The 26,734-nt window shown below is 68.0% G+C and carries 26 protein-coding genes; 11 read left to right on the forward strand and 15 right to left on the reverse strand.

The features are described 5' to 3' along the window. Positions 1 to 16: 16 nt before the first annotated feature. The 6 genes from G6N57_RS05510 to G6N57_RS05535 are packed head-to-tail and all read right to left on the reverse strand — an operon-like array spanning position 17 to position 4,908. Positions 17 to 706 carry a hypothetical protein gene (locus tag G6N57_RS05510; protein ID WP_097926171.1) on the reverse strand — a complete coding sequence of 230 codons (690 nt, stop codon included), beginning with the start codon at positions 704 to 706 and terminating at the stop codon, positions 17 to 19. After that, complete coding sequence (locus tag G6N57_RS05515) at positions 703 to 1,620, reverse strand: vWA domain-containing protein (protein ID WP_077741779.1); 918 nt, start codon at positions 1,618 to 1,620, stop codon at positions 703 to 705. Before G6N57_RS05515 ends, G6N57_RS05510 begins: the two co-directional genes overlap by 4 nt. Beyond that, the gene (locus tag G6N57_RS05520; protein WP_077739628.1) at positions 1,617 to 2,579 is read right to left on the reverse strand and encodes a hypothetical protein; all 963 of its coding nucleotides are present in this window, start codon (positions 2,577 to 2,579) and stop codon (positions 1,617 to 1,619) included. Before G6N57_RS05520 ends, G6N57_RS05515 begins: the two co-directional genes overlap by 4 nt. Further along, positions 2,570 to 3,043, reverse strand: coding sequence for a hypothetical protein (locus tag G6N57_RS05525; protein ID WP_077739629.1), 474 nt, complete (start codon positions 3,041 to 3,043; stop codon positions 2,570 to 2,572). Before G6N57_RS05525 ends, G6N57_RS05520 begins: the two co-directional genes overlap by 10 nt. Then, positions 3,033 to 3,899, reverse strand: a complete 867-nt coding sequence (locus G6N57_RS05530) for a DUF58 domain-containing protein (RefSeq protein WP_077739630.1) — start codon at positions 3,897 to 3,899, stop codon at positions 3,033 to 3,035. Before G6N57_RS05530 ends, G6N57_RS05525 begins: the two co-directional genes overlap by 11 nt. A 7-nt stretch (positions 3,900 to 3,906) precedes the next feature. Further along, a complete protein-coding gene (locus tag G6N57_RS05535) occupies positions 3,907 to 4,908 on the reverse strand; it encodes an AAA family ATPase (protein WP_077739631.1) in 1,002 nt (333 codons plus the stop codon). Here G6N57_RS05535 and G6N57_RS05540 point away from each other — a divergent pair. After that, positions 4,907 to 5,494, forward strand: coding sequence for a VOC family protein (locus tag G6N57_RS05540; protein WP_234815738.1), 588 nt, complete (start codon positions 4,907 to 4,909; stop codon positions 5,492 to 5,494). The genes G6N57_RS05535 and G6N57_RS05540 overlap by 2 nt on opposite strands. Here the strand turns inward: G6N57_RS05540 and G6N57_RS05545 are convergent. Then, positions 5,467 to 8,295: an MMPL/RND family transporter gene (locus G6N57_RS05545; RefSeq protein ID WP_077739632.1), complete on the reverse strand. Its 2,829-nt coding sequence runs from the start codon at positions 8,293 to 8,295 to the stop codon at positions 5,467 to 5,469. The two genes, G6N57_RS05540 and G6N57_RS05545, sit on opposite strands and share 28 nt — an antisense overlap. Before the next feature lie 77 nt (positions 8,296 to 8,372). On the opposite strand from G6N57_RS05545, the gene G6N57_RS05550 reads away from it, so the two are divergent. Next, positions 8,373 to 9,086, forward strand: a complete 714-nt coding sequence (locus tag G6N57_RS05550) for a TetR/AcrR family transcriptional regulator (RefSeq protein WP_163646606.1) — start codon at positions 8,373 to 8,375, stop codon at positions 9,084 to 9,086. Between the two features lie 5 nt (positions 9,087 to 9,091). Here G6N57_RS05550 and G6N57_RS05555 read toward each other — a convergent pair whose 3' ends face one another. Beyond that, a complete protein-coding gene (locus G6N57_RS05555) occupies positions 9,092 to 10,273 on the reverse strand; it encodes a zinc-dependent alcohol dehydrogenase (RefSeq protein ID WP_077739634.1) in 1,182 nt (393 codons plus the stop codon). A 90-nt stretch (positions 10,274 to 10,363) separates the two neighbouring features. Between G6N57_RS05555 and G6N57_RS05560 the strand changes: the two genes are divergently transcribed. After that, positions 10,364 to 10,858: a flavin reductase family protein gene (locus G6N57_RS05560; protein ID WP_077741780.1), complete on the forward strand. Its 495-nt coding sequence runs from the start codon at positions 10,364 to 10,366 to the stop codon at positions 10,856 to 10,858. Positions 10,859 to 10,861: 3 nt separating this feature from the next. Here the strand turns inward: G6N57_RS05560 and G6N57_RS05565 are convergent, their stop codons facing one another. Continuing rightward, positions 10,862 to 11,581 carry an NUDIX hydrolase gene (locus tag G6N57_RS05565; RefSeq protein ID WP_077739635.1) on the reverse strand — a complete coding sequence of 240 codons (720 nt, stop codon included), beginning with the start codon at positions 11,579 to 11,581 and terminating at the stop codon, positions 10,862 to 10,864. 50 nt (positions 11,582 to 11,631) lie between these two features. Then, entirely contained in the window at positions 11,632 to 12,009 is a 378-nt protein-coding gene (locus tag G6N57_RS05570) for a nuclear transport factor 2 family protein (protein ID WP_077739636.1), read from the reverse strand. 141 nt (positions 12,010 to 12,150) lie between these two features. On the opposite strand from G6N57_RS05570, the gene G6N57_RS05575 reads away from it, so the two are divergent. Then, a complete protein-coding gene (locus G6N57_RS05575; protein WP_097926182.1) occupies positions 12,151 to 12,777 on the forward strand; it encodes a cutinase family protein in 627 nt (208 codons plus the stop codon). Here G6N57_RS05575 and G6N57_RS05580 read toward each other — a convergent pair. Then, positions 12,728 to 13,585, reverse strand: a complete 858-nt coding sequence (locus G6N57_RS05580; protein WP_174814546.1) for an adenylate/guanylate cyclase domain-containing protein — start codon at positions 13,583 to 13,585, stop codon at positions 12,728 to 12,730. The genes G6N57_RS05575 and G6N57_RS05580 overlap by 50 nt on opposite strands. An 87-nt stretch (positions 13,586 to 13,672) precedes the next feature. Between G6N57_RS05580 and G6N57_RS05585 the strand changes: the two genes are divergently transcribed. The 5 genes from G6N57_RS05585 (at position 13,673) to G6N57_RS05605 (ending at position 20,844) form a co-directional block, all read left to right on the forward strand. Continuing rightward, positions 13,673 to 14,146 carry a carboxymuconolactone decarboxylase family protein gene (locus G6N57_RS05585; RefSeq protein ID WP_077739638.1) on the forward strand — a complete coding sequence of 158 codons (474 nt, stop codon included), beginning with the start codon at positions 13,673 to 13,675 and terminating at the stop codon, positions 14,144 to 14,146. A gap of 56 nt (positions 14,147 to 14,202) precedes the next feature. Continuing rightward, positions 14,203 to 16,737: a DEAD/DEAH box helicase gene (locus G6N57_RS05590; protein WP_077739639.1), complete on the forward strand. Its 2,535-nt coding sequence runs from the start codon at positions 14,203 to 14,205 to the stop codon at positions 16,735 to 16,737. 106 nt (positions 16,738 to 16,843) lie between these two features. Then, positions 16,844 to 19,015, forward strand: a complete 2,172-nt coding sequence (helR, locus tag G6N57_RS05595; RefSeq protein WP_077739640.1) for an RNA polymerase recycling motor ATPase HelR — start codon at positions 16,844 to 16,846, stop codon at positions 19,013 to 19,015. Between the two features lie 37 nt (positions 19,016 to 19,052). Then, on the forward strand, positions 19,053 to 20,213 hold the full coding sequence (locus G6N57_RS05600; RefSeq protein WP_234815741.1) for an FAD-dependent oxidoreductase: 1,161 nt from the start codon (positions 19,053 to 19,055) through the stop codon (positions 20,211 to 20,213). A 7-nt stretch (positions 20,214 to 20,220) separates the two neighbouring features. Next, entirely contained in the window at positions 20,221 to 20,844 is a 624-nt protein-coding gene (locus tag G6N57_RS05605; protein ID WP_077739642.1) for a TetR/AcrR family transcriptional regulator, read from the forward strand. On the opposite strand, the gene G6N57_RS05610 is transcribed toward G6N57_RS05605, so the two are convergent. Beyond that, entirely contained in the window at positions 20,809 to 21,588 is a 780-nt protein-coding gene (locus G6N57_RS05610) for an SDR family NAD(P)-dependent oxidoreductase (protein WP_077739643.1), read from the reverse strand. The two genes, G6N57_RS05605 and G6N57_RS05610, sit on opposite strands and share 36 nt — an antisense overlap. A gap of 179 nt (positions 21,589 to 21,767) precedes the next feature. Between G6N57_RS05610 and G6N57_RS05615 the strand changes: the two genes are divergently transcribed. Further along, entirely contained in the window at positions 21,768 to 22,121 is a 354-nt protein-coding gene (locus G6N57_RS05615; RefSeq protein ID WP_036443520.1) for a VOC family protein, read from the forward strand. Here the strand turns inward: G6N57_RS05615 and G6N57_RS05620 are convergent. Beyond that, positions 22,118 to 23,068 (reverse strand): LysR family transcriptional regulator, encoded by a 951-nt coding sequence (locus G6N57_RS05620; RefSeq protein ID WP_077739644.1) that lies wholly within the window; start codon positions 23,066 to 23,068, stop codon positions 22,118 to 22,120. The two genes, G6N57_RS05615 and G6N57_RS05620, sit on opposite strands and share 4 nt — an antisense overlap. A gap of 75 nt (positions 23,069 to 23,143) precedes the next feature. On the opposite strand from G6N57_RS05620, the gene G6N57_RS05625 reads away from it, so the two are divergent. Then, positions 23,144 to 24,214: an alpha/beta fold hydrolase gene (locus G6N57_RS05625; protein ID WP_077739645.1), complete on the forward strand. Its 1,071-nt coding sequence runs from the start codon at positions 23,144 to 23,146 to the stop codon at positions 24,212 to 24,214. Between the two features lie 10 nt (positions 24,215 to 24,224). On the opposite strand, the gene G6N57_RS05630 is transcribed toward G6N57_RS05625, so the two are convergent. Continuing rightward, positions 24,225 to 25,370: a glycoside hydrolase 5 family protein gene (locus G6N57_RS05630; protein ID WP_077741782.1), complete on the reverse strand. Its 1,146-nt coding sequence runs from the start codon at positions 25,368 to 25,370 to the stop codon at positions 24,225 to 24,227. A gap of 428 nt (positions 25,371 to 25,798) precedes the next feature. Next, the gene (locus tag G6N57_RS05640; protein WP_077739646.1) at positions 25,799 to 26,638 is read right to left on the reverse strand and encodes an SDR family oxidoreductase; all 840 of its coding nucleotides are present in this window, start codon (positions 26,636 to 26,638) and stop codon (positions 25,799 to 25,801) included. Positions 26,639 to 26,734: the final 96 nt, after the last annotated feature.

The following is a 26,734-nucleotide window of genomic DNA, read 5'->3' on the forward strand; positions in this document are numbered from 1 at the left end:
ACCGACTCAACCGAATCTAACCCCTGGCCGCGTCCCGCAGAATCTGTTGCAGCCGGTCCAGCGGGTCCCCGGCCGTGGGGTCGAGCCGGTTGGGCGGCTGCTGCGAGGGTGCCGTACCCGCCGATCCCGGTGGCGGAGACTGTGGCGCTGACGGCGGCGGAGCCTGCGCGGCCGGCGGCACAATCGTGCTGGCATCGATCTTGCTGTTCAACCGCGCCGGCGCGGCGTCGCGGATGGCCCGTCGATCCTCGTCGGGGTCGGTGTTGCCGGCGAAGCACCCGTCGGGCGCCCGGGCGACCACGTCTCGTGCGGCCAGGTAATGACCAAGCGCCATCCGACTGTCGGAGACCGCGGTCGCGCGGTCGCCGAGCGTCTCCCGGACCAGTTCCAGATTGACTCTCGCCGAACATGATTCATCCCCGTCCAGCCGGGCCACCGCGTCCGTGAAGTGCCGATCGGCGTCGGTGAGCCGGTCCTGGAGAACGGCCAGTGCGCCGGCGGCGAAGCTCGCCTTACCGGGTTGGACGACGTTCAACATCTGAAGCCGCCCGACTTCGCCGGCCAGTGCCTCGGTGTCACGGGCGGTGAAGCTGGCTGCCGCCGACTGGCCGATCACCACGACGGACAGCAGCTTGACGATCGCGACGACGAGCACCAGCGCCACCGGTGCCGAATAGACCAGAAGGCGACGACGCAGCGTGCTCATGACCACGGCCCCGGTTCAATTGGTTGAGTGCGCCGGAAGTCGCGAAGCACCAGATAGAGCTCGACCAGGATGAGCAGCGCTGCCACGGCGGAGAAGACCCAGTACAGCTCGACGGCGGTGGCCGTCGGTACGGCTGGAGGTGCCTGGCTCGTGGTCCCGTCGCCGGGGAGCGCCTCGGCCAACGGCGCCCCGTCGGTGCGCGACACGAATGGCACCCCGATCTGGTCGGCGACCCCGCGAAGTGTCTGTGCCCCGGCATCGTCGTACCCGAGGACTGCGCCTCCGTCCACGGCATCCTCGGGCAGCTGGAATTCGCGTTGCGGTGCTTGAGATTCCGGGGCTCCGGCACCGAGATAGAACACGAGGTTCCGGGCTCGCGGAAACTGCTGCACGGCGCTGATCAGCTGGTAACGCAGGACGTTGGCGGCCGCGCCGACGTTCGCATCGGGTGCCGCCGGGCGCGCATTCGTCGCCGCCACCAGCGGGCGCAGGCTCCAGGTGTCGGCAGACAGCGGCCAGTCCACAGACGGGCGGTCGGCGAAGCCGATCAATGCGAATCGGGCTTGCGGGTAGCGTTCGATCAGGGCCGTGATGTCGTCGCGGGCCGCCGCGATCGGGGGCCGGCCGTCGGTGTCCTGCGCCGCCATGTCCGGCGAACGATCAAGGAGCACAAAGATGTTGGGCTCGCGGTCGCCTGCCGGCCGGGGCACGGTGTCACGGTTGCCGCCGGCGACCGGACCGAGCGCGGACACCAGCAGCAGTAGTCCGGCCGTAGTGAGTGCGGACCAACGCCACACCGAGGCCCAGCCGCCGCCCTGCGCCCGGACCCGTCCGAAGGTCATCGCGCGCGCCACGAGCAGCACCACCGCGAGCGCTGCGACCAGAAGGGAAGGCAGGACCGGCTCGAGTCTCATCGCCGCATCACCACCGGCCACCACCACAGCACCGCCATCGCCAGCAGCGCGAGCAGCACGGGAATTCCCGGAGTTTCGGCAGATCGGACATCCCCCGATTCCCCGGTTGTGGCCGCCTGCGGCGGATGATCGCGGATCTCGTCCAGATGCGCAGTCACATCGGACGAGGCGGAGAACCATCGGCCACCGGTACTGCGGGCCAGCGCACCCGCGGCCCCGTCGCCGGAGCCGGGAGTGATCGCGTTGACCTGAACACCTGCCGTCGCCGCCAGGTCGTGGACCCGGTCCGCACTGAACAGCGGCGCCACGTCGCCGGGGCGGGGCAGCGACTCGGGGCCGACGTAGATCATCGACCGTCGCTGTGCGGACGGTTCCGAGAAGGACGGGAACCCGGTCAGGCACAGCGCCAACACGTCCTCGACGCTGGCGGCGTAATCGACGTAGGACATCGGTGCGACGAAGGGCCGGGTACCTTCCCGCCTGCCGAATGCGGCGAATTGGGCTGCGGCGTACTGGTAGTCGCGGGTGAGCGGGATGACCCGCCGGTTTGCCGAGGTCAACCCGATCCGTTCGGTCCCGAGGGAACCGGCCCGATCGGCGAAGTACCGCAGCGTGGTGCCGACCGCAGGATCGGTCAACGGACCGCCGACGCAGACCATGACGTCCTCCGGGGTCGCGACCTGGCTGGCCCGACTCCACGACGGCAAGCCGGTGGGGCGTGCCGCGATCAGCGCCGATGCCACGAATGCGACCGTCAGCATCACCATCGCGACAACGGCCGACACCGTTCGCCTTCGCGCGGCGCGTACGTACTCGGGCAGTCGGGTAAGCCGCCGGGTATTGGCCAGCGGCATGAACTCGTCCTTGTCGACCGACTGCGTCGGGAGCAGGGCCAGGCCCACGCACCCGGCGAGTGCGAGGCAACCGGCGATCGCCACCAACCACCAGATCAGGTCCATCCGCGGATCAACTCCTCAGCGGTGGCGCTGGCCGTTCCGGCGTCGAGCGTCGAGCGGTGGTTGAACTGAATGTCGGTGAGTTCCGCCAGGATCGGTGCCGCCGGTGCGGCGGCGCTGTCGGCGATGGCGTCGACCTGCATGTACTGCGCCTGCACGCCCGTCGCGGCGTGCAGGAATGCCCGCAGTTCACCACTCACGGCGGCGCCGGCGCGGGCGGCGGTGAGATCGCCCGCACGATAACGATTTCCGATGTTCCGGACCGCTCGAGCCGAGCGCCGGCGCAGCAGTTCGGCGCGTGCGGCGCCCAGGATGGGTAGCTCCCGCGCCGGGCGCCGCCTCGACGTCAACACGAATACGCTCACGTACCACCCGCCCAGCAGCAGGGTCAGGCCGACCGCGGTCCACAGCCACACCGGCGAGTAGGGCGTCGGACCGATCACGTGCTGCAGCAGGTCATCCGGCACGGGCGTACACCCCGGTCATCGTGGTCAATGCCGCCCTGATCCGTACGCTGCCGGTGACCCGGGCGTGCGGTACCCGCTGCCGGGTGAGGAACTCGGAAAGTTGTTCGCGCCGTTGCGCTTCTGCCCTCCGATAGGCCTCGACGACCTGCTGATCCAGACCGGTCAGGATGGGCCTTCCGTCAGCGACCTCGTAGCTCCGGCCGGCATCCCGGTGGGCGCTCACCGCGGGCATGTCGCTCAGCAAGGACCACAGCACATCGTGGCGGGCGGTCAACGAACCCAGGACTTCCGCCAGCCGGTCACTGACCTCCGGTTCGTCGGAGACGACGAAGATCAACAGTCGGTGCCGATAGTGGCGGGCCACCCACTCGAGCTGGACCAGGATGTCGCTCGGACCGGGATGGTCGGTCGCGTGATGGTCGAACCGGTGCAGCATGCTCTCGATGTGGGTCTCGCCGCGGCGCAGCCGGATGTCCACATTGCCGCGACTGTCGCCGAGCACCATGGCGATCTCGTCGGATCGGGGCAGCGTCATCAATCCGATCGCACCGATGAGGTGCAGAGCCACAGTCCTTTTCAGTTCACCCGAGGGAGCCAGCGCGCCGCTGTTGCGTCCGGCGTCGGCGACCACCAGGACCTTGTGGTGCTTTTCGGAGACAAACCGTTTGATCAGGGTGTGCCCGGACCGTGCGGTCGCCTTCCAGTCGATATCGCGGACGTCGTCACCGGGCACGTAGGGGCGCAGCTCGTCGAATTCCAGGCTGCGGGTGTGCACCAGCGCGTAACGGCCGCCTTCGAGCAGCCCACCGATATCGCGGCCGGCGTGCGCCTTGGCGGAGTCCAGGTATCTGCCCATCGCGCCCTCACGGGACCTGCACCGCGCGGAGCACCGCATCGACGACGACGTCGGGGGTGATCCGGGCGGTGGCGGCTTCGAACCCGAGGATCAGCCGGTGCCGCAGCACGCGGTGGGCCAGCCGGGCGATGTCATCGGGCACCACGTGGTCGCGGCCGCGCAGTACGGCCAGGGCACGCGCCGTGCGGCAGAACGCCAGGGTCGCCCGCGGGCTGGCCCCGTACTCGATCACCCTGGCCAGATTGGCAGGCAGGTAATGCCCGGGCTCGCGGGTGACGGCGACCAGCCGGCCGGCGTACTCGACCAATGCACGATCCAGATGCACCGAAGCGACGATGTCCTGGGCGCGGCGTACGTCGTCGATGGTGACGACCGGCGCGGCGCGGTGCCCCCGGTCGTAAAGACCGGCATCCATCCTGGCGGCGATCTCGACCTCGTCCTCGATCGAGGGGTAGCCGACGATCTCCTTGAGCATGAACCTGTCGGTCTGGGCCTCCGACAGCGGATAGGTGCCTTCCTGATCGACGGGGTTCTGGGTGGCGATGACGAGAAACGGCTCAGGGATGGGATATTCGACGCCGGCGATCGTGGTCTGGCGTTCCTCCATGGCCTCCAGCATCGCGCTCTGGGTCTTGGCGCTGGAGCGGTTGATCTCGTCGAGCAGCACGATGTTGGCGTGCACCGGGCCCAGTTGTGTGGCGAACGAGTTGCTCGCCGCCTCGTAGATCTGGGTTCCGATGATGTCGCTGGGCAGCAGGTCGGGCGTGCACTGGATCCGCCGGAAGCTGCCGTCGATGGACTCGGCCACCACCCTGGCCGCGGTGGTCTTCGCCAGACCGGGGACGCTCTCCAACAGCAGGTGCCCGCCGGCGAGCAGCGCCACCAGCATCGATTCACGTAGGTGATGCTGGCCGACCACCCGGGCGGCGAACGCCGAGGTCACCGCGTCCACGATGCGCCGGGCTTCGGCGGCATCACGCTGGTCAGGCCGCAGTCGTGGTGCTGTCATGGATCCTCTCCGGTCGGTCGTCCCCCTTCCCCAGACCCACTCGATGTACCCGGACTTCGCCGATCTCAAGCCCCGGGGATTAGCCGGAGCATCCGGGCGGGTATCCGAGCTCAACGGCACCGCGAAAGGGGCACCGATGGAAAGCAAGGACCTTCCGACTCCCGAGACGGGTTTGTTGCTGACCCACTTCCTCACCGTCGGCGATGTGCCCCGCTCGCGGGCCTTCTACAGTGACGTGCTCGGCGGCGAGGTGGTGATGGCCGAGGACCCATGCATCGTCAAGCTGGCCAACAGCTGGCTGATCATGAACCCCGGCGGCGGCCCCACGCCCGACAAGCCGGACGTGACGTTGCATCCGCCGACCGATCCGCACACCGCGACCAGCTTCCTGAACATCCGGGTGGCCGACATCGACGCGTGCTACCGCGAATGGAGCGCCAGAGGAGCCGAGTTCCTGACTCCGCCGATCGACCGAAAGGCCGAGGTGCGTTGCTACATGCGCGATCCCGACGGCTATCTCATCGAAGTCGGACAGATGACCGGCCTGCTCAAGGGCATTCACGCCGGCACGGGCTCGCCTACCTGACTCCGGCTCGCAGTCCGAACGGTGCGCCGCGGCCACCAGAACCAGCGGCCGAGCAGAACGGCGATCGGCGGCACCACGAAGGTCCGCACCACCAGGGTGTCGATCAACAATCCGATGCCGATCGTGGATCCCACCTGCGCGATGGTCACCACGGTCGCCCCCAGCATCGCGAACATCGTCAGCCCGAACACGATCCCCGCGATGGTGACGACGCTGCCGGTCCCGGCGAAGGCCCGGATCGTCGCGGTCCGCACGCCGGCGGCGGCCTCGTCCCGCAAGCGCATCGCCAGCAGCAGGTTGTAATCGGCGCCGACGGCGACCAACGCGATGAACGCCAGTGCCGGGACCGCCCAGTGCAGCGGCTGGCCGACCAGGTGCTGCCAGATGGCGGCACTGACCCCGAGCGCCGAGGCATACGAGATCGTGACGGTGGCCAGCACGACGACGCCGGCGACCGGGCTGCGCAGCATGAGGGCCACGATCACGAAAATCAGGATGAGCGTGGCGATCACGAGCAGGGCGAAGTCGTGTTCCACATACTCCATGAGTTCGGCGGTGGCGGTTCCGACCCCGGTGAGGTCGACGTCGCCGCCGGCCGCCAGCGGGGTGTCCTTGAGGGCTTCGGCCGCGGCGATGCGAATCTCGGTCGACCGGTCGGCACCATCCCGCCCCCAGGACTCACCGTCACCGTAGACCAGCAGCCGGGTCGCGTGGCCGTCCGGGGAGAACATCATGTCCATCACCCGCCGATATTCGGGATCGTCGAAAGTCCTTGGCGGCAGGTAGAACCCGCCTTCGGAGCTGCCGTCGAAATCGGTGCTGAGCTGTGACAGATAGCCCGTCATCTGCTGCATCTGCGGTGCCACCCCGCTCAGGCTGGAGCGCAAGGTGGCGGTGAGGCCGCGCAGTTGATCCAGCGCCGCGCGCATCGTCGCCACGCCCTTGGCGGCGCCGTCGAGTGAATTGGTGGCGCTGGAAGCGCCGTCTTGCAGGGCACCCGCACCGCCGGCCAGGGTGCCCGTCGCGCTGACCGCGTCGTCGAGGGGCTTCACGATCTTCTGCACCGCCGCGCAGATCGGGTTGGCCGCGCAGTCGGGGTTGCTGCCGACGAATTGACGTAGCGGATCGGCGTATCCGGAGACCTCCTGCAGGTTGCCCTGCAGTCCCGTCATACCTGCGCCGATGTCCTGTGAGCCTGCCCCGACCCGGTTCAGGCCGTCGACGGCACCTGTCAACCCCCGTTGCATGCCGTTCAGTGCGGTGTCGAGTTGCCCGATGGTGGCCGTGACGGTGTCCACCGAGTTCACCCCGTTGAGTGCGGATTGTGCTGTGCCGTCGAGTTGTTCACCGATCTGGCCGGCCTGGTAGGTCAGCGTGCCTTGGCGCACCGGGGTTCCGGCCGGGCGGCTGGCCGATTGCACCGTCCGTACCCCGCGCACCTCGAGGACCTTTCTGGTGACCCGCTCGATGGTGATCAGCCCAGCCGGGGTGCGCAGGTCACGGTCGGCCTGGATCGAGACGATCTCCGGCAACAGGCGGTTGTCCGGGAATCGTCCGTGAACCGCCTGGTATCCGCGGCTGGAGTCGGTGCCGGACGGCTGTGCGGACAGCTCGGCGAAGCTGATCTTGGCGCCGAGCAGCGGCAGCGTGCAGGCGATCAGCGCGCCGGTGGCGACCACCAGGATCGGCCCGGGCCATCGGGCGACGGCGGTGCCGATCTTGCGCCACCGGCGGTTGATTCGCGCTGCCCGCGGCTCCACCCACCCACGTCGGCTGAACAGCCCGATCAACGCCGGGGTCAGCGTCAGGGCACCCAGCATCGCGGCGAGAACACCTATCCCACTGGGTATCCCGGCGCTGCGCAGAAAGTTCACCTTGGCGAAGGTCAGGCAGAACAGCGCAGCGGCAATGGTCGCGGACGACCCGGCGATCACCGGTGCGACCCGCCGGTAGGCGTCGGCCAGGGCGTCCGGCGGTGCCAGGCCCGCGCGCCGGTTCTCGTGGTAGCGGCCCAGCAGGAAGATGCCGTAGTCGGTGCCGGCGCCCAGCACCATCGCCGACATCAACGCCACCGAGAACACCGACACCTCGATCACACCGTGCTCGCCCAGCAGTGCGACGACGGGACGCGCAACAGCCAGCGACAGCCCCACCGAGGCCAGGGGGACGGCGGCGGCGATCGGTGATCGGTACACGAAGAGCAGTAGTGCGGCGATCATCCCGACCGTCAACACCGTGATTCTCGCCAATTGTGCATCCAGGGCGTCGAATTCATCGACCAGGCTGGGGCCCGGTCCGGTGACGTAGGTATGCAGCCCGTCCGGCGGATCAACCGCGTCGACGGTTGCGCGCAGCGCGGCGACGGCGTCGGTGGCGGTGCTGCTGCCGAGCTGGCCCGACAGCCGCGCCATCAGGTAAGCCGCCTTGTGGTCCTGGCTTTCGAATACGGCAGCAGCGGCGGGGTCGTCCCACAGGTCCATCACCGATTCGACGCCGGGGGTGGCGCTGCGCAGCCGGTCGGCCAGCGCGCGGTAGTAGTCGCGGTCGGAATCCCCCAGCGTCCGTTCGGCATCGAGAACGACGTAGGCGATGTTGTTGCTGTCGGAATCCCCGAACAGGTCCCCCATCCGCTGGGCGGCCTGCGTGGCACCGGAGTCGGTCGGGAAGAACGCCCGGGACTGCTCCTTGACGACGTGTTCCAGCTGGGGCACCGCGATGTTGCCGACACCGGCGAGCAACAGCCAGGCGGCGGCGACGAGGAGTGCGTACCTGCTCGCCGCTCGCGCAATGGTCTCCAACATCGCTCCCCACCCATCCATAACAATGTTATTGGCAGGTATAACATTGTTATGGCAGCATGTCTAGAACGATGTCCACCATGGGAATTCGCGAAAGCCTGATCGAGGAGAGCCTGCAGGTCCTCGAAGAGAGCGGGCCCGAAGCGCTCAGCGCGCGCATGCTGGCCAAGCGGATCGGTGCCTCCACTATGGCGGTCTACACCCACTTCGACGGCATGCCCGGCCTCTACGAGGCACTCGTCCGGGAGTCCTACGTCCGCTTCGGCGAGCACCTGCGCCGGCGCCCGGACACCGACGATCCGGTGGCGGACCTGCTCGCCTCGGGCCTGGCCTACCGCGAGTACGCACTCACCTACCCACAGCGGTACCGGCTGATGTTCGGGATCACCTCGCCGTCCATCACCCTGCCGATCGGCCGTGACGTCACGGTGGACGGCCACCCGGCAGCGCTGTCCGAGATCAATTCGGTGTACGCCCAGATCCCCGCCTTCGTGCGGCGCTGCATGGACATCGGCGCCATCGACGAGGGCGATCCGGTGGCCGTCGCCGCCCAGATCTGGACCATGATGCACGGCTACGTACTCGGCGAGATCATCGGCGTTTTCGGCGCCGACGGCGGGGGTGTGTCCCGGGTGCTGGCTCCCCACATCACCAATCTGCTGGTCGGACTCGGCGGTGACCGGGAGCGAATTCTGCAGTCGTTCCAGCGGCTGAAACCGCCTGCGACGCCGCCGCCCGCCGCGCCGCCGACGATCGCCACCGTCCGGCGCGGGCGCCGGACCCGCAGCCCGTAGGACCCCTACGGCTTGAGCATGACCTTGACGGCGCCGTCCTGCTTCTTCTGGAAAATCTCATAGCCGTGCGGCGCCTGCTCAAGCGGCAGCACGTGGGTGGCGAAATCGTCGACGCCCAAGGGGTCGTCATCGCCGAGCAGCGGCAGGATGTCGCCCACCCACTTCTTGACGTTGGCCTGGCCCATCCGCAGCTGGACCTGCTTGTCGAACAGCGTGAGCATCGGCAACGGGTCGGCCATGCCACCGTAGACACCGATCAAGGAGATGGTGCCGCCGCGGCGCACCACGTCGATCGCCGTCAGGAACGCGTCGAGCCGGTCCAGACTGGCCTTCTGCATCAGCGGTTTCGCAATTGCATCGGGCATCAGTGCAGTCATCTTCTGCAAGGCGGAAGCCGCCGGCGAGCCGTGCGCCTCCATACCCACGGCGTCGATCACCGAATCCGTACCGCGGCCGTCGGTCATGGACCGCACCGCGTCGCCCACCGATTCGTCCAGCGAGCTCAGGTCGATGGTCGTGAGGCCACGCTCTTCCGCCCGAGCCAGCCGCTCGGGGATCCGATCCACTGCGATCACGCGATAACCGAGGTGTCGTGCGATGCGGGCCGCCATGTCGCCGATCGGTCCGAGCCCGAGGACCGTCACCGAGCCCCCGTCGGGAATCTCCGCGTAGGCGACGGCCTGCCACGCGGTGGGCAGCACGTCCGAGAGGTAGACGAACCGCGAATCCGGCGGCCCTTCAGGCACTTTGATGTGCGTGAAGTGCGCATGGGGCACCCGCAGGTACTGCGCCTGGCCGCCAGGAACCCGGCCGTACAGCTCTGAGTAGCCGAACAATGCCGCGCCCATTCCCTGACCCCGTACCTGGGTTTCCTCGCACTGGGTGTAGAGCTGCTGATCGCACATGAAGCAATGCCCACAGGAGATCTGGAAGGGGATGACCACCCGCTCGCCCACCGTCAGGTTGCCGACAGCCGAACCCACCTCTTGCACGATGCCCATCGGTTCGTGGCCGAGGATGTCGCCCGGATGCATGAAGGCGCCAAGCACTTCGTAGAGATGCAAGTCGGAACCGCAGATGTTGGTCGAGGTCACCTCGATGATCGCGTCAGTGGGCTCTTGGATCTCGGGGTCCGGCACGGTGTCGACCCGTACGTCCCGCCGACCGTGCCAGGTAACGGCTTTCAAGATCTTCTCCCATCGCTCGCGGTGTCGCAGGTGAAGGGCTACCCCGCCTGGCGGGCGCCAAACCGGTGCGGCGTGGTCGACAATGGTCTGATGGCACAGAGCTGGGGCGGTTTCGACGATTTCGTCGGGCTGCTCGATTACCCCATGTTCGTCGTGACCGCGCGGGCCGACGACGGACCGGCGGGCTGCCTGGTCGGATTCACCACGCAGGCCAGCATCGACCCGCCCCGGTTCCTGGTCGGCATCTCGAAGGCGAACCACACCTTCACCGCCGCGGAGGCGGCGACCTATCTCGCGGTGCACCTGCTGGCCCGCGAAGACCTGGAGCTGGCCCGCTGGTTCGGCGGACAGACCGGCGACGAGGTCGACAAGTTCGCCGAATGCCGTTGGCACGCAGGCCCCGCCGAAACGCCGATCCTGGACGCGGCAGCGGCCTGGTTCGTGGGCGTCATCCTCGACCGGTTCGATCTCGGTGACCACGTCGGCTACCTGTTGAATCCGATTGCCGGCCAAGCGCCCGACGAGCCGCGGCCATGGGTCAGCCTCGCCGACGTGGCCGACCTCAAACCCGGCCACGACGCCTGACGATCACTTCCAGGCGAAGACCGGCTGTTCGAGTTCGTCGACCGGATCGGTGCGTCCCTCCAGGGCCAGCCACCGCAACTGCAGCAGCACCGCACCGGTCGGCGCGTGGATCAGGTCGTTGCCCAGCGGAATCTGCACCACCGGGCGCGGGCTCTCCGGAATCGTGATGAACCGCGGTGAATCCTCGCGCTGCAGTTGGTGCAGCCCCACCCGATACGCCGCCACCACCTCGTCGGGCGACGGGCGCAGATCCAGCCGTCCGCCGCCCCAGATCACCACCGGGGTGATGACATATCCCGAGCGGGTCGGATAGTCGTCGAGCAGGCCCAGCACCGAAGATTCGGGCAGGCCGACCCCGACCTCCTCGTCCAGCTCCCGCAGCGCGGCCTCGACCGCCGTTTCCCCGGGATCCAGCCGCCCACCGGGCAATGCCCACTGCGCGGCGTGCGAAGAGAGTCGAGACGTCCTACGGCACAACAGAAAAGCCGCGCCGCCGGACACGTCGACCATCCGGCCGTCGAGCCCGGGTTCCGGCATCGGCCGGCCGCCGATCCACTCGTCGACCGGAGCCGGATCCACCCGGTCCTCACCGAGCTCGGAGTCGACCAGGACCACCGCGACTGCCGCGTGCCGCTTCGTCGGGTCGGTCACGGCGCGACGTTCGTGCCCCGCCAGATGCTTCCCGACACGTTCCCGCAGGGCTTCGTCATAGGCGATCGTCACCGCTCGACCATATGCGGGACCCGGGCGGAGAGACCGGCGGGTCAGGTCGTTCAGTGGTCGGGCTTGCGGGTCTGCTGATACAGCGCGAGCTTCCACACTCCGTCGACCCGGTTGTAGACGCTCGACATGGCGCCGACGAACGCGGGTTCTTCCTCGTCGCGGTAGGCCGTCCCGGTGTAGACCAGAGCGGCGTTGTCGTCGTCGAGGACGATGAGCCGCACACCGCTGATCTCGTACGCGCGCCACGGCGGGGATTGCGCCAGCGCGCTGACGACGGTGTTGCGGTCCATCACCATGCCGTTGGCGAGCACCATGACGGCCTCGGGCAGCATCAGCTCGCCGTAGAAATCCGCGCCGGTCGACTCGCACAACGAATCCCACCCGGCACGTTCGATATGCAGGAGTTCGTCGAGAACAGGGCTGGTCACTGATACGTGATACCCGTTACCCGCGCCTGGTATGCCTGGGCATTGCTGTGACAACAGTGGTAGAAGTGGTTTGTGGGTGTCCGTAAGGTATCGGCCCTCGCGGGCATCGCAGCAGTGACTGCGGCAGCCGCGCTGGGCACGATGGCGACGCCCATCGCGATTCCCTCAGCCTCGGCGGCGCCCGACTGTCCCGACATCGAAGTCGTCTTCGCCCGCGGCACAGACGAACCCGCCGGCATCGGCAATGTCGGCAAGGCCTTCGTCGACACGCTGAAACCCATGGTCAAGGGCTCGACGATCGGCACCTACGCGGTGCAGTACCCGGCATCGTGGGACTTCTGGAAGGCCGCTGCCGGGGCCACCGACATGAGCAAGCGCATCCAGGCCACCGCCGCGCGGTGCCCCAAGACCAAGATCGTGATGGGCGGTTATTCGCAGGGCGCGGCCGTGGTCGACGTGGTGGCCACCTCACCCGTCGGCGGCCTCGGCTATTCGGCACCGCTACCGGCCGCGGTCGTCCCCCGCGTCGCCTCGGTCGTGGTCTTCGGGAACCCCTCGGCGCGCCTGGGTCAGCCGCTGACCCGGATGAGCCCGGACTTCGGCGCCAGGACAGCGGACCTGTGCAACACGAACGACCCCATCTGTTCGCTCGGCCAGGACTGGAACGCGCACATCACCTATCCGAAATCGGGACTGATCAAGCTGGCCGCGCAATGGGTCACGCGTCACGTCCAGCCGCCGCCTCCAGCGCCCGCTGCTCGACGCTGAGGACCGGATAGAGCCGGTGCGTCCCGGGCAGGCCCTTCAACTCCACTTCGCGGGCCGCACCAAGGACGATGTCGTCGAGATGCCGGACCGCCTCCCCGACCGGCTCGCTGACCAGGATCTCGCCGCCGTCGGCCTGTCCGGCCACCCGCGCCGCCATCGCGACGTCCAGCCCGAACAGGTCGTCGCCCCGGCGCACAGACGTACCCATGTGCACACCGATCCGTACCCGGATCGCCTGCCACCGCTGTGGGCTCTCCGCGAGTGCGCCCTGCACGTCGGTGGCAAACCGCACCGCGTTCTCCGGGTCGGCGAAGGCGATCATGAATCCGTCGCCCTGGGTCTTGACGACGTGACCTCCGTGTTTGTCGACCCGCGCCTGGACCAGCTTGTTGTGCTTCTCCAGCAGCTTCACCCAGGCCCGGTCGCCCATCGCGGCGTTGTACTCGGTCGAGCCCTCGATGTCGGAGAAGACGATGACGACCCGCCCGTCGGCGGTCAGCCGGGCCAGATCCGGGCGCTCCACCTGTGCCCATCCGGCCAGATCCTCGATCGAGTTGCGAACCGTCGCACCAAGCCCCTTGTTGATCAGCATGTCCGCGGTCTGGAACACCGTCTTGATGGCCAACGGCGCGACACCACGGCGACGCTTGCGCTTGCGGTCCTCGTCCTCGAGCTTCATGCGCTCGATCTCGCGTCGCGCACTCGTCAGCTGCCGCCGGCTCACGATGAACAGCACCAGGAACGTCACAAACGCCGCGAACAGCACGACGACGACCGCCAGCAGAACGAACTCGACAGTGGACGGCATCGGCACCCGATGATTATCGCCGCATGTCACATTTCGTCGGTGCGCGGTGTCTCGAGGGGGTAATCACCAACGACACAGGAGTGCACCATGGATGCTCGTTTGAATCTGTTCGAGAACCGGACCGCCACCAAGATGCTGAAGTACGTCACGGCCGCGGGCAAGGTGATCACGGACTCCGCGCTCCCCGAGACAACCCAGCAATTGGTGGCGCTGCGCGCCAGCCAGATCAATGGCTGTGGTTTCTGCACCGACATGCACACCAAGGACGCCGCTGCCGCAGGGGAGACCCAGCAGCGCCTCCACCTGGTGGCCGCATGGCGGGAGGCAACGGTGTTCACCGAGGCCGAACGCGCGGCCCTGGAACTTGCCGAGCAGGGCACCCGGATCGCCGATGCGGCGGGCGGGGTCAGCGACGAGGTGTGGGCCAACGCGGCCAAGCACTACGACGAGGATCAGCTGGCGGCGCTGGTGTGCCTGATCGCCTTCATGAACACCGTCAACCGCCTGAACGTGATCGTTCAGATGCCCGCAGGCGACTACCAGCCGGGACAGTTCGGGTAACCGCGGTCGACCGGGACGATCGTCGGCAGGGGCGAACTGGCACGCTGGTCATCAATATGACCACTCCCCTGTTCGACGATCCGAACGACCTGTCGGCGCTGCGCGCCAAGGGCGGTGACGCCGACACGCTGTTCACCGACTTCGCCGGCTGGGCCGAGGCCAACGGCACCACGCTCTACCCCGCGCAGGAGGAGGCGCTGATCGAACTGGTCAGCGGAGCGAACGTGATCCTCGCGACGCCGACCGGCTCGGGCAAGTCCCTGGTGGCCACCGGGGCGATCTATGCGGCGCTCGCCGCGGACCGCGTCAGTTTCTACACCGCCCCGATCAAGGCATTGGTCAGTGAGAAGTTCTTCGCGCTGTGCGACGTGTTCGGGGCCGACAACGTCGGCATGCTGACCGGGGACGCATCGGTGAATGCCGACGCGCCGATCATCGCCTGCACCGCCGAGATCCTGGCCAATCTCGCGCTCCGGGAAGGTGCCGACGCGGACATCGGCCTGGTGGTGATGGACGAGTTCCATTTCTACGGCGACCCGGACCGCGGCTGGGCGTGGCAGGTGCCGCTGCTCGAACTGCCCAAGGCGCAGTTCCTGCTGATGTCGGCGACGCTGGGCGACGTGACGTTCCTGCGCGAGGACCTGACCCGGCGCACCGGGCGGGAGACAGCATGGGTCGCGGGGGCGGAAAGGCCGGTGCCGCTGTTCTTCTCGTACGCCACCACGCCGATGCACGAGACCATCGCCGATCTGCTCGACACCAGACAGGCGCCGATCTACGTCGTGCACTTCACCCAGGCCTCGGCGCTGGAACGCGCGCAGGCCCTGATGAGCGTCAACGTCTGCACCAAAGAGGAGAAGGTGGCGATCGCCGACATGATCGGCGGCTTCCGGTTCTCCACCACGTTCGGCACCACGCTGTCCCGGCTGGTGCGCCACGGCATCGGCGTCCATCACGCGGGCATGCTCCCCAAGTACCGCCGGCTGGTGGAACAGCTGGCCCAGGCCGGACTGCTCAAGGTGATCTGTGGCACCGACACCCTCGGCGTCGGGATCAACGTGCCGATCCGCACCGTCGTGTTCTCCGCCCTGTCCAAGTACGACGGCACCCGGATGCGGTTGCTCAACGCCCGCGAGTTCCATCAGATCGCCGGGCGGGCCGGGCGCGCCGGATACGACACCGCCGGCACCGTCGTGGTGCAGGCACCCGACCACGAGGTGGAGAACCTCAAGCAGTTCGCCAAGGTTGCCGACGACCCGAAGAAGCGCCGAAAGCTGGTGCGGCGCAAGGCACCAGAAGGCATGGTGCCGTGGGGCGAGAACACCATGAACCGGTTGATCGACGCCGCGCCCGAAGCGTTGACCAGCAACATGCGCGTCTCAACGGCGATGATCCTGGACGTGGTCGACCGTCCGGGCGACCCGTTCGTGGCGATGCGACGACTGCTCACCGACAACCACGAACCCCGCAAGCGTCAGCTCAAGCACATCCGCGAGGCGGTCGGCATCGCCCGCTCGCTGCTGCAGGCCGGAGTCATCGAGCGGCTGGACACGCCCGAACCCGATGGGCGCCGCTACCGGCTCACCGTCGACCTGCCGCCCGATTTCGCACTGAACCAACCGCTGTCCACCTTCGCGCTCGCCGCCGTCGACGTCTTGGACCCCGAAGCGGAAACCTATGCGCTGGACGTGGTTTCGGTGATCGAAGCGACCCTAGAAGATCCCCGCCAGATCCTGGCCGCCCAGCTGAACAAGGCCAGGGGCGAGGCGGTTGCCCAGATGAAGGCCGACGGGATCGAGTACGACGAACGCATCGAGCTGCTCGACGAGGTCACCTACCCCAAGCCATTGCAGGAACTGCTGGAGCACACCTACGAGGTGTACCGCCAGAGCAACCCGTGGGCGGCCGACGGGCACCTGTCGCCCAAATCCGTGGTGCGCGAGATGTGGGAGCGTGCCCTGACGTTCCGCGAGTACATCAGCCTCTACGGGCTGACGCGCTCCGAGGGCGCCGTGCTGCGTTACCTGTCCGACGCGTTCAAGGCGCTGCGCTCGGGTGTGCCCACGGCCGCCCGCACCGAGCAGCTTTCGGACATCGTCGAATGGCTCGGCGAGTTGGTGCGCCAGGTCGATTCCAGCCTGCTCGACGAGTGGGAGCAGCTGACCAGCCCCGACCAGCCCCACGATGTTCCGGTGGCCGTGCCGGCCCGGCCGCGCCCGCTGACCGGCAACGAGCGGGCATTCACCGCGATGGTGCGCAACGCGTTGTTCCGGCGGGTGGAGTTGTTCGCCCGGGGCCGCTGGGACGAGCTCGGCGCACTCGATGCCGCATCCGGCTGGACGGCCGAGCGGTGGGCCGACGTGGGCGAGGCGTACTTCGACGAGCACGCGGAGGTGGGCACCGGACCCGACGCCCGTGGCCCGGCGTTGCTGATCTTCGACCGGCAGCCGCAGGTGTGGCGGATTCGACAGATCCTCGAAGATCCTGCCGGAGATCACGATTGGGGCTTCGACGTGGAAGTCGACCTGGCCGCCAGCGACGAGGAAGGTGCCGCGGTGTTGCGTATCGTCGATGTGGGCCGGATGGGATGAGCGGTTGCTGACCCCAATTTTATCGCGACCCCGGGGCCTTGCGGCAAGGCCCCGGTGATGGCGCACAATCGCTGGCCGGACCTAACCATGGAGGAACAGAGAGCACGTGCCAGCTGACGATCACGATGTCGAAGTACAGGCCGAACAGACCTATGTCGACGGGCTCTACTCCCGCCTGGACGCCGAGCGCATCCGGGTGCGTGACCGGTACCGCACCGCGCTGCGCGAACACGGCGGTTCCGCGGTGGAACGCGACGCCGAGGTGCGGGCCCTGGCCAAAGAAGCCAACCGACTCGACGTAGCCGACAACGGACTGTGCTTCGGGCGGCTGGAAACCGTTGCCGGAGAACATCTCTACGTCGGGCGCCTGGGCCTCTTCGACCGGGAGGACGACTACGAACCGTTGCTGCTGGACTGGCGGGCACCGATGGCGCGGCCGTTCTACACCGCGACCGGGGCCAACCCCGAGAACATGCGCCGTCGCCGCCAGTTCCGCACCCTGGGACGTCGGGTGCTCGATTTCACCGACGAGGTGCTGGGCCGGCCGACCGAGGGCGACGGAGGTGACGAGGACGCCGCGCTGCTGGCCGCGGTGAACGCACCGCGCGGCGAGGGCATGCGCGACATCGTCGCGACGATCCAGGCCGAGCAGGACGAGGTGATCCGCAACGAGCACACCGGGGTGCTCGTGGTCGAGGGCGGCCCGGGCACCGGCAAGACCGTGGTGGCGCTGCATCGGGTGGCCTATCTGCTCTACACCCATCGCGAGCGCATCGAGCGCCACGGCGTTCTCGTCGTCGGTCCCAATGAGGCGTTCCTGCACCACATCGGCCGGGTGCTGCCCTCGCTGGGCGAGTCCGACGCGGTGTTCATGACACCCGGCGACCTGGTGCCCGGCCTGCACGTCACCGCCGAGGACGCACCCGAAGTGGCCGAGATCAAGGGCTCGCTGACGATGCTCGACGTGTTGGCCGCCGCGGTGGCCAACCGCCAGGAGGTCCCGGACGAACCGATCTACATCGAACTGCCCGACGTCACCGTCCGCATCGACGCCGAGACCGCGCAGTGGGCCATCGAGGAGGCCCGCGAGACCGGACTCCCGCACAACGAGGCACGAGCGACGTTCCGCGACATCGTCACCTACGTCCTCACCGAACGCGCCGTCGCCCGCATCGGCAAGGGCTGGCTCAGCCGTGCCGACAAGGCGGCATGGGAGGAACTGCGGGCCAGCGTGGTCGGCGAACTCGACGAGAACGCCGCGTTCGCCGCGGCCCTTGACGCACTCTGGCCGATCCTGACCCCGGAATCCCTGCTTGCCACGCTCTACTCCTCGCCCGACCGGCTGAATGCCGTCGGCGCCGACCCCCGGTTCTTCCGGGCCGACGGCGACGCCTGGACGGTCTCGGACGTGCCGTTACTCGACGAGCTGGTCGATCTGCTGGGCCGGGACAAGGCGGGCGAGGAAGCCGCGGAACGCGAACGACGGGAGGAGGCCGCCTACGCCGCGGGAGTGCTCGACCTGATGATCGCCCGCGAGGATCTGATGGACGACGAGGACCACCTGCTGGCCAGCGACCTCATCGACGCCGAGGACCTGGCCGACCGGTTCCTCGAACGCGACACCCGTGAACTGGCCGAACGCGCTGCGGCCGACCGGGATTGGACCTACGGTCATGTTGTGGTCGACGAAGCCCAGGAACTGTCCGAGATGGACTGGCGGGTGCTGATGCGTCGCTGCCCACGCCGGTCCTTCACGGTGGTCGGCGATCTGGCGCAGCGCCGCTCGGCGGCCGGGGCCCGGTCCTGGGGCGGCATGCTCGAGCCGTATGTACCTGGCCGGTGGATCTACCGGACGCTGTCGGTGAACTACCGCACCCCTGCCGAGATCATGGCCGTGGCCGGCGCGCTGCTGGCCGAGTTCGCACCCGGGGTCCAGCCGCCCGAATCGGTGCGGGCCTGTGGTGTCCAGCCCTGGGCGAGGCAGTTGACCGCGGAGGAAATCCCCTCTGCAGTTGAGGAATTCGTGCGCGACGAAGCCACTCGCGAAGGCACCTGCGTGGTCATCGGCCCACCTGAAGTACCCGGCGCGGTGGCCCCGTCGGAAACCAAAGGCCTTGAGTTCGACGCGGTGCTCGTCGTCGAACCCGCACACATCCTGGCCGACGGTGACCGCGGCGCCGCCGAGTTGTACGTCGCCCTCACCCGCGCCACGCAGCGCCTCGGCGTGCTGCACACCGAATCCCTGCCCGAAGCGCTGAACGGACTCGCCCGTGCCTGACGCCACCTGCGCGATCGTCGGCGGCGGCCCCGCCGGGATGATGCTCGGGCTGATCCTGGCCCGGTGTGGGGTGGCGGTCACCGTCATGGAGAAGCACGCCGACTTCCTGCGCGATTTCCGCGGTGACACAGTGCATCCGAGCACCATGGGCATGCTCGACGAGCTCGGGCTGTTCGCCGAGTTCAGCAAGATCGGCTACAGCAAGGTGGAGAAGGCCGAGTTCCCGGTCGACGGGAACCCGGCTACCTTCGTCGACTTCCGTCGGCTGCGGCAGCGTCACCGGTACGTGGCGATGGTGCCGCAGTGGGACTTCCTCGACCTGCTGGCCGATGCGGGCCGCAGCGAACCCAATTTCACCCTGCGCATGCGGACCGAGGTGACCGGGTTGCTGCGCGACGGTGATCGGATCACCGGGGTCCGCTACACCGGCCCCGAGGGGGACGGTGAACTGCGCGCCGAGCTCACCGTGGCCTGCGATGGGCGCACCTCGGTGGTGCGGCAAGAGGCCGGGCTGACGACACGGGACTATCCGGTGCCCTTCGACGTGTGGTGGTTCCGGCTGCCGCGCAACGAGGACGGCCAGTACTCCCTGATCCCGCGCACCGGACCCGGCCGCGCGCTGATCATGATTCCCCGCACCGGTTACTTCCAGGTCGCCTATCTGATCCCGAAGGGCAGCGACGCCGGGCTGCGGGCCCGCGGCCTGGACGCGTTCCGTGCCGAGCTGGCCGAGCTGATCCCCGAGGCCGATACGGGCGTCCTCACCTCCTGGGACGACGTCAAGCATCTGGATGTCCAGCTCAACCGCCTGCCGCGGTGGCACCGCGACGGTCTGCTGTGCATAGGCGATGCGGCACATGCCATGTCACCGGTGGGCGGGGTGGGGATCAATGTCGCGATCCAGGACGCCGCCGCGGCGGCCCGTCTGCTCTACCAGCCGCTGCGCGAGCACCGGGTCACCGAATCCGACCTGGCCGCCGTGCAGCGTCAACGCACTCTGCCGACGGCGATTACCCAAGGCCTCCAACGGATCCTGCACCGTCAGGTGATGGAGCCGGTGATGGCCGGTGCCGAGATCACCCCGCCGGGCGCACTCGTGGGCGTCATGCGCCGGCTCCCCCAACTCAGCGCGATACCGGCGTACCTGGTGGGCACCGGGGTGCGGCCCGAACACGTCCCCGTGCCGGCGCGCCGTTAGGTCGCACGTGGGAGGCAAACAGAACCCCGAACAACGCCGGCGCGAATTATGCGACGCGGCAATAGCTCTGCTGGCGCGCGAGGGGATCAAAGGGGTCACCCATCTGAAGGTCGACCGCAAGGCCGGCGTCCCGGAGGGGACCACATCGTTCTACTTCCGCACCAGTTCGGCGTTGATCCGGGCGGCCGCCGACCGCATCGCCGATCTCGACCTGGCCGATCTGACCGCCGCCACCGGCTCGGGTGCCCCTGGCGACGTGCGCGGCCTGGCCCGGCTGGTGATCCGGTCGGGTACCGGGGCGCGCCTGGTCCGCAGCAAGGCCCGCTACGAGCTGGTCATGCCGTCGAGCCGCGATGCCGGACTGGCCGCCGCGTTCAGCCACAATCAGCAGCGGTTCTTCGAACTGCACCGCAACGTTGTGGTGGGCCTCTGCCCGACCGATGCCGACCCTGAGCTGATCGACGAAAAAGCTTACGTACTACTGACTTTCATCAGCGGTTTGATGCTGGCACTGGCCCGCGGCGACCGCACCATCGACTCCGACGAACAGCTCCACGACATCATCACCGCGATCGTCGCGGCGGCCCCGGCGGCCTCACATCGCGAAGGAGTAACCGCCGTTGACCGGTAGGGTCTGGCCGGTGATCCAGGATCCGTGGTCACTGGCCAGCAGCACCGCCAGATACGCCACGTCCTCGGGCAGGCCGGGCCTGCGGATCGGGTAACGCGACAGGATCGCCTTGGCCTGCGGAGAGTCGGCCATCTCGGCCCACAACGGTTCGGTGAGCGGTGTCCGCATGGTGCCCAACGCGATGTTGTTGGCGGTGATGCCGTAGCGACCGTTCTCCAGCGCAATCGACCGGGTCAGCCCCGCAGCACCGGCCTTCGCGGCCGCGTACACCGCGCCGCTCGCGTCCCCGGTTCGTCCGGCGTCCGACACGATCGTCACCACCCGGCCCCACTGCCGTTCCACCATCGTCGGCAGCACCGCGCGCGTGCAGTGCAGTACCCCGTACAGATTCACTTGGAGAAACGGATCCCAATCCGCGGGAGTGGATTCCGCGAACGGCATCCGGGCGGCGAAGCCCTCTGCCCCGGCGTTGCCCGCGTTGTTCACCAGAACATCGATGGGCCCGGCGCCGGCGATCGCCTCCGAGGCGGCCCGGTAGTCGGTGACATCGAACGCGACTGCCAGCGCGGCACCGCCCGCGTCCCGCAGCTCCGCGGCGACGGCCTCGGCCCGTTCCGTGCGGAGGTCGTTGACCAGCACGGTGGCACCGGCCGCGGCGAACGCATCGGCCAGGCCGCGGCCGACACCCTGTCCGGCGCCGGTGATCATCACCCGTCGGGGCGACAGATCGAATTGCAATGTCATCGTCGGCGAGCTCTCCTGCGGTTCGGTTCGATTCCGGACAACCTACTCCACAAAGTCTCTATATATGTAGAGCACTGCGCCGAACTGGCGAGGATCCCGGGGCCCAGATGGACCAAGGACCCTATGAGCGCACCCGGGCACGCCCTAACCTGAATGCGTTCAGCCATAGGAGGGCACCGATGAGCGACCACGACGTACGGATGATCATCCTCTCGACCGACGATCTGGATGAGTCGATCCGCTTCTACACCGAGACCTTGGGAATGCCACTGAAGTTCCGCGATGGCGCCCACTTCGCCGCGCTCGACGGTGGATCGCTCACGCTCGCGCTGGCCACGTCGGTGGACCACCCCATCCCCGGTCAGGTCGTCGTCGGGATCAAGACCGCCGATGTGGACGGCGCAGCCAAGGCCATCGAGGAGAGCGGCGGCGGCATCATCAAGCACCCCTACGACGATGCCCACGAGCGCCGGGCCGTGGTCTACGACAACAAGGGCAACGGACTGGTGTTCTACAGTCCATTGGCTCGCTAACCGCTCGGAAGTCCATTGGCTCGCTGACCGCTCGGAAGTCCATTGGCTCGCTGACCGCTCGCCGAAGCCGCGGCGTCGAGCAGGGTTTCGGCCAGCCGCGCGGCCGCCGGCGTCATCCGCTCGGCCGGCGGCGCGGCGAGGTACACCTGCCATGTCGGCGGGTCACGCAACACGACGGTCCGCAGGTCGCCGAAACGGCGCGCCTCGGATGCCGGCATGAAGGCGGTGCCCAGTCCGTTGCCGACCAGTTCGGCGATCGCGGCGAACCCGGCCGGAACTTCGTACTGCGTGCGCGATTGCACACCGGCATGGTGAAACGCCTCGTCCATCAGGCGGCGCAACCCGAATTCGGGCGGGAAGCCGACGAGATCCTCGTCGGCCAGGTCCGCGAGATCGAGGCGGCGACGGCGGGCCAGGGCATGGTCCCCGCGGCAGACGAACACCATCGGCTCCTCGAACAGCAGCTTCATGTCGAGCTGTGCCGGGAACCGGTTGGGCAGCGATACCAGGGCCAGATCCAGCGAGCCCTCCAGCAGCGCGGCCAGATACGCCGACGCGCCGGACTGGCTCAGCCTCAACCGCAGCCGCACGGACGGGTGCGCACGGTGAAAGTCACCGAGGGCACCGGCGACATCGACCGGCCCGTACGAGATCAGCGAGCCGAACTCGACCGTGCCCATGAGCGATCCACGGAACTGTGCCGCCGACTCGGCCGCCGCGCGGGCCGCGTGCAGCACCTCGTAGGCATGCGTCCGGAACGCCTCCCCCGCCGCGGTCAGGCTGATCCGCTGCCGCGACCGGTCGAACAACTCCACCCCGAGCTCGCGCTCCAGCTTCGCGATCGACGTCGACAACGCCGATTGCACAACATGCGCCCGCTCGGCAGCCCGGGTGAAACTCATCTCGCCGGCCACCGCGATGAAGTGTTCGATCTGTCGTAACTCCACCGCGACAGCTTATCTATTTGGGTGATCGGTTCCATCACATTCAATCGTTGGACTTGATGCTGTCGAGCGGGTGAGATGGATTCCACGAGTCCGCGAGAAGGAGCAGCGACGGTGAATGGTTTGAGCAGAAGGAACTTCGGCTTCCTCACGGCGGCCGCTGCCGGCGCGGCGACCCTGGCGGCCTGCGGCACCTCACCCGCGCCGTCGCCGGGGCCGCCGACCGGGGCCCCATCGAAGCCGTCGCACCCCATGAGCCCGGTCAAGCAGATCGACGCCGGAGAACTCAACGTCGGCTACACCGAAGCCGGTCCCGCGAATGGACAGCCCGTGATCCTGCTGCACGGCTGGCCCTACGACATCCACAGCTACGCCGACGCCTCGGCGCTGCTGGCAGAGCGGGGCTTCCGCGTCATCGTGCCCTACCTGCGCGGCTTCGGCTCCACCCGGTTCCGCTCGGCAGGCGCCGTGCGCAACGGGCAGCAGGCCGCACTGGCTGCCGACGTCATCGCACTGATGGACGCTTTGAACATCCGCGAGGCCGTGCTCGGCGGATACGACTGGGGTGGACGCACCGCCAACAACGTCGCCGCCCTGTGGCCGCAGCGCTGCGCGGGACTGGTCGCGGTCAGCGGCTACATCACCGTGAACCTGGCAGCCAACCTGAAGCCGCTCGCGCCGGAGGCCGAATTGGGTTGGTGGTACCAGTACTACTTCGCCACCCCGCGCGGCGAACTCGGCTACCGCCAGAACACCAAGGAATTCAACCGGCTGATCTGGACCAAGGCCTCACCGCTGTGGCACTTCGACGACGCCACCTACGACCTGTCCGCCGCGGCGTTCGACAACCCCGACCACGTCGACATCGTCGTGCACAACTACCGGTGGCGGCTCAGCCTGGCCCCCGGTGAGGCCCGCTTCGATGCCGACGAGGCACGGCTGGCCGGAAAGCCGCCCGTCACCGTCCCGACCATCACGATCGGGTCCGACTTCGACGGTGCGGCCAAGGACGGCGCCGGATACCGCGCGCTCTACACCGGACCCTACGAACACCGCATCCTCAACGGCATCGGACACAACGTGCCCCAGGAGGCGCCCGAGCAGTTCGTCGCCGCGATCACCGATGTCAGTCGCATGGGCGGTCGCTAGCCCGCCAAGGTCAGGGATACGGACGTCCGGTCAGCTCCCGGATCACGCGGATCTCACCGTCCCGATACGGTCGCCCATCCGCATGGAACAGGTCGTGGAACCACTCCTTGGGGGGCGACTTGTAGGGATGGTCCCAGGAATCCCACGGTAGGTAAGTCTGCGTCTTGCCGGCCACCAGGCCCCAGCTGTAGGCGCCGACGTTGTGCCGTTTGGCAATCGGCAACACCCCCTCCACCGTGCTGCCCTCACCTCGCGCCAGGTATTCGGTGCACATGATCGGACGTCCCATGGGGGCCAGCTCTCCGATCCTGGCCTCGAATCCCGCAGGATGGTCGTAGCTGTGAAAGGTCACCACATCCGAGAGGTCGAGCTGCAGCGTCGCCATCCGGCTGCGCTTGGCCGGGTCGGCCCACGGTCCGTCCCACACGCCGCTGGTCAAGGGCTGCACGGGGTCCACAGACCGGGCCCAGGCGAAAACCTGCGGCAGCAGTTCCTCGATCAGGCTGATCTTGTCCTGCCGTTCCACCTCGCGGTAGGTGGCTGAGGGATTGTCGGGTTCGTTCCACAGATCCCACCCCAATACGCGGTCATCATGGCGGAACTGGCTGATCACCCCGACCACGTACTCACGCAACATGCGTCGGTACCGGCGATCGTCGAGGTGCTCAGCGCCCGGGCTCTGCACCCATACCGAATTGTGGATCCCGGGACGTGGCCGCCGCTGGCGTCCCAACCGGGGAAACGGATCCCAGCAGGAATCGAACAGCACGAACAGCGGTTTGATGCCGTGACTGGATGCCAGGGAAACGAATTGAGCCAAGCGGTTCTGAAAACCCGCGTGGCCCTGGGCCCACAGCTGATCATGCAAGAACACCCGCACCGTGTTGAATCCGGCCAGCCGGGCGATGCGCAACTCGTTGTCGATCCGCTGCGGGTCATAGGTTTCCGACTGGAACATCTCCAGCTGATTGCCCGCGTTGGACGGGATGAAGTTGGCACCGACCAGCCAACCCTGTGCGGCGTACCAGCGGTGCGCCCGCTCGGGTGACCAGCGGGACCCGTGGCCGTCGACCTTCGCCTGCGCCCCCGGCGCCCTGGCCACCGACAAGCCCGCCGTGATGAGCAGTGAGAGCTTGAACGCGGCACGACGGCCCATGCTGGCACCGTCGTCTTTCCTGTTGACCTGCATCACTTTACGAATCAAATGGCAATCTCCTGTACGAAACCGTGACGGTCGACGAGTACCCACCACAAGGGATCTCAACTCCACGCTGAGTTGTCGACTCCGCATCCGCCGGTAGCGGTGCTCCGGTGGAACACGCTGACCGCGAGAAGGTCTCCAAGAAGGCCAGGGCCAGCGCCCTGACCGGCGTTTCGGAAACCGCCCTGTGACCCTGAACGGCCGGGCCACCCGGCCCGCCGTCCCCACCCCGTCATCGATGATGCCATGGCCGTCCAGCCGGCCGACTCCATCACCTACGAGTTCGCCGAGTTTCGGCCGCCGAACGGGCAGGCATCACCTGGGCGGGCGCCCGGTTCCGTTGGCTGAGCGTTGCTTTCCCGCCCGTCGTCGGGTTCGGCTGACTAACCGCCTGCAGCGGCCACGCGGGCGCGTTCCCGCATCGACGCGACGACGCCGCCGTCGTTGAGGATGTCCGTACCGGTGAGGTAACCGGCCCGATCACTGACGCAGTAGGCCAGCAGGTCCGCCATCTCCTCCGGCTTGCCCCACCGCGGCACAGCGGCGTCCGCCACCATCGCACCCGCGCCGGCCTGCTCCTCGAGCCGGCCCATCTCGGTGTCGATGGAGCCCGGGGAGACCGAGACGATGCGGATGCCGCGGCCGTTGTACCGCTCGGCCTGCGACGAGCTGTACCACTTCACGAACGCCTTGCTGATGGCGTACGAGAAACCCGACCTCATGTCCTCCGGCGCCATGTTGCAGGCAGCCAGCATCTCGGTGACGAACCGGTCCTGATCCTGTAGCGCCAGCGGGAAGTGCTGCGCAGGAATCACTTCCTCGGGCAGCAGGTGTGCCGCCATCGACGCCACGTTGACGATCGCCGCGCCCTCGGCCGCGGACGCGAAAAAGGATTCGTTGACATGCAGCGTGCCCAATGCGTTGGTTCTCATCACGTACTCGGCGTCACCCATGCTGGGGCTGACGCCTGCCGCGTGAACGACGGCGCTGACCGTCCCGACCCCGGCTGCGGTCTCGAACAACCGATCAACGGCATCCCGATCGGTCACGTCGGCATTGACGATCGTGGCCGGGATACCCAGGTCACCCAGGGCGGTGGCCGCGTCGTCGAGGCGGTCCTGCCGTACGTCGCACAGCACGACCGCCTGGTCGCGGCCGACGACCTTGGCCGTCGCCAATCCCATGCCACCCGCGCCGCCTGTGATCACCGTCACCCGAGTCATGCCTAGCACCGTAATGGCCGATTCCTGCCCGGTCGCGTCGGGGGTCGTGCAACTGCTCAGCATCCTCAGGGCGGGGTGTCCCTGGCCGAACCCACG

Source organism: Mycolicibacterium boenickei (genome assembly GCF_010731295.1).
Taxonomy (GTDB): Bacteria; Actinomycetota; Actinomycetes; order Mycobacteriales; family Mycobacteriaceae; genus Mycobacterium; species Mycobacterium boenickei.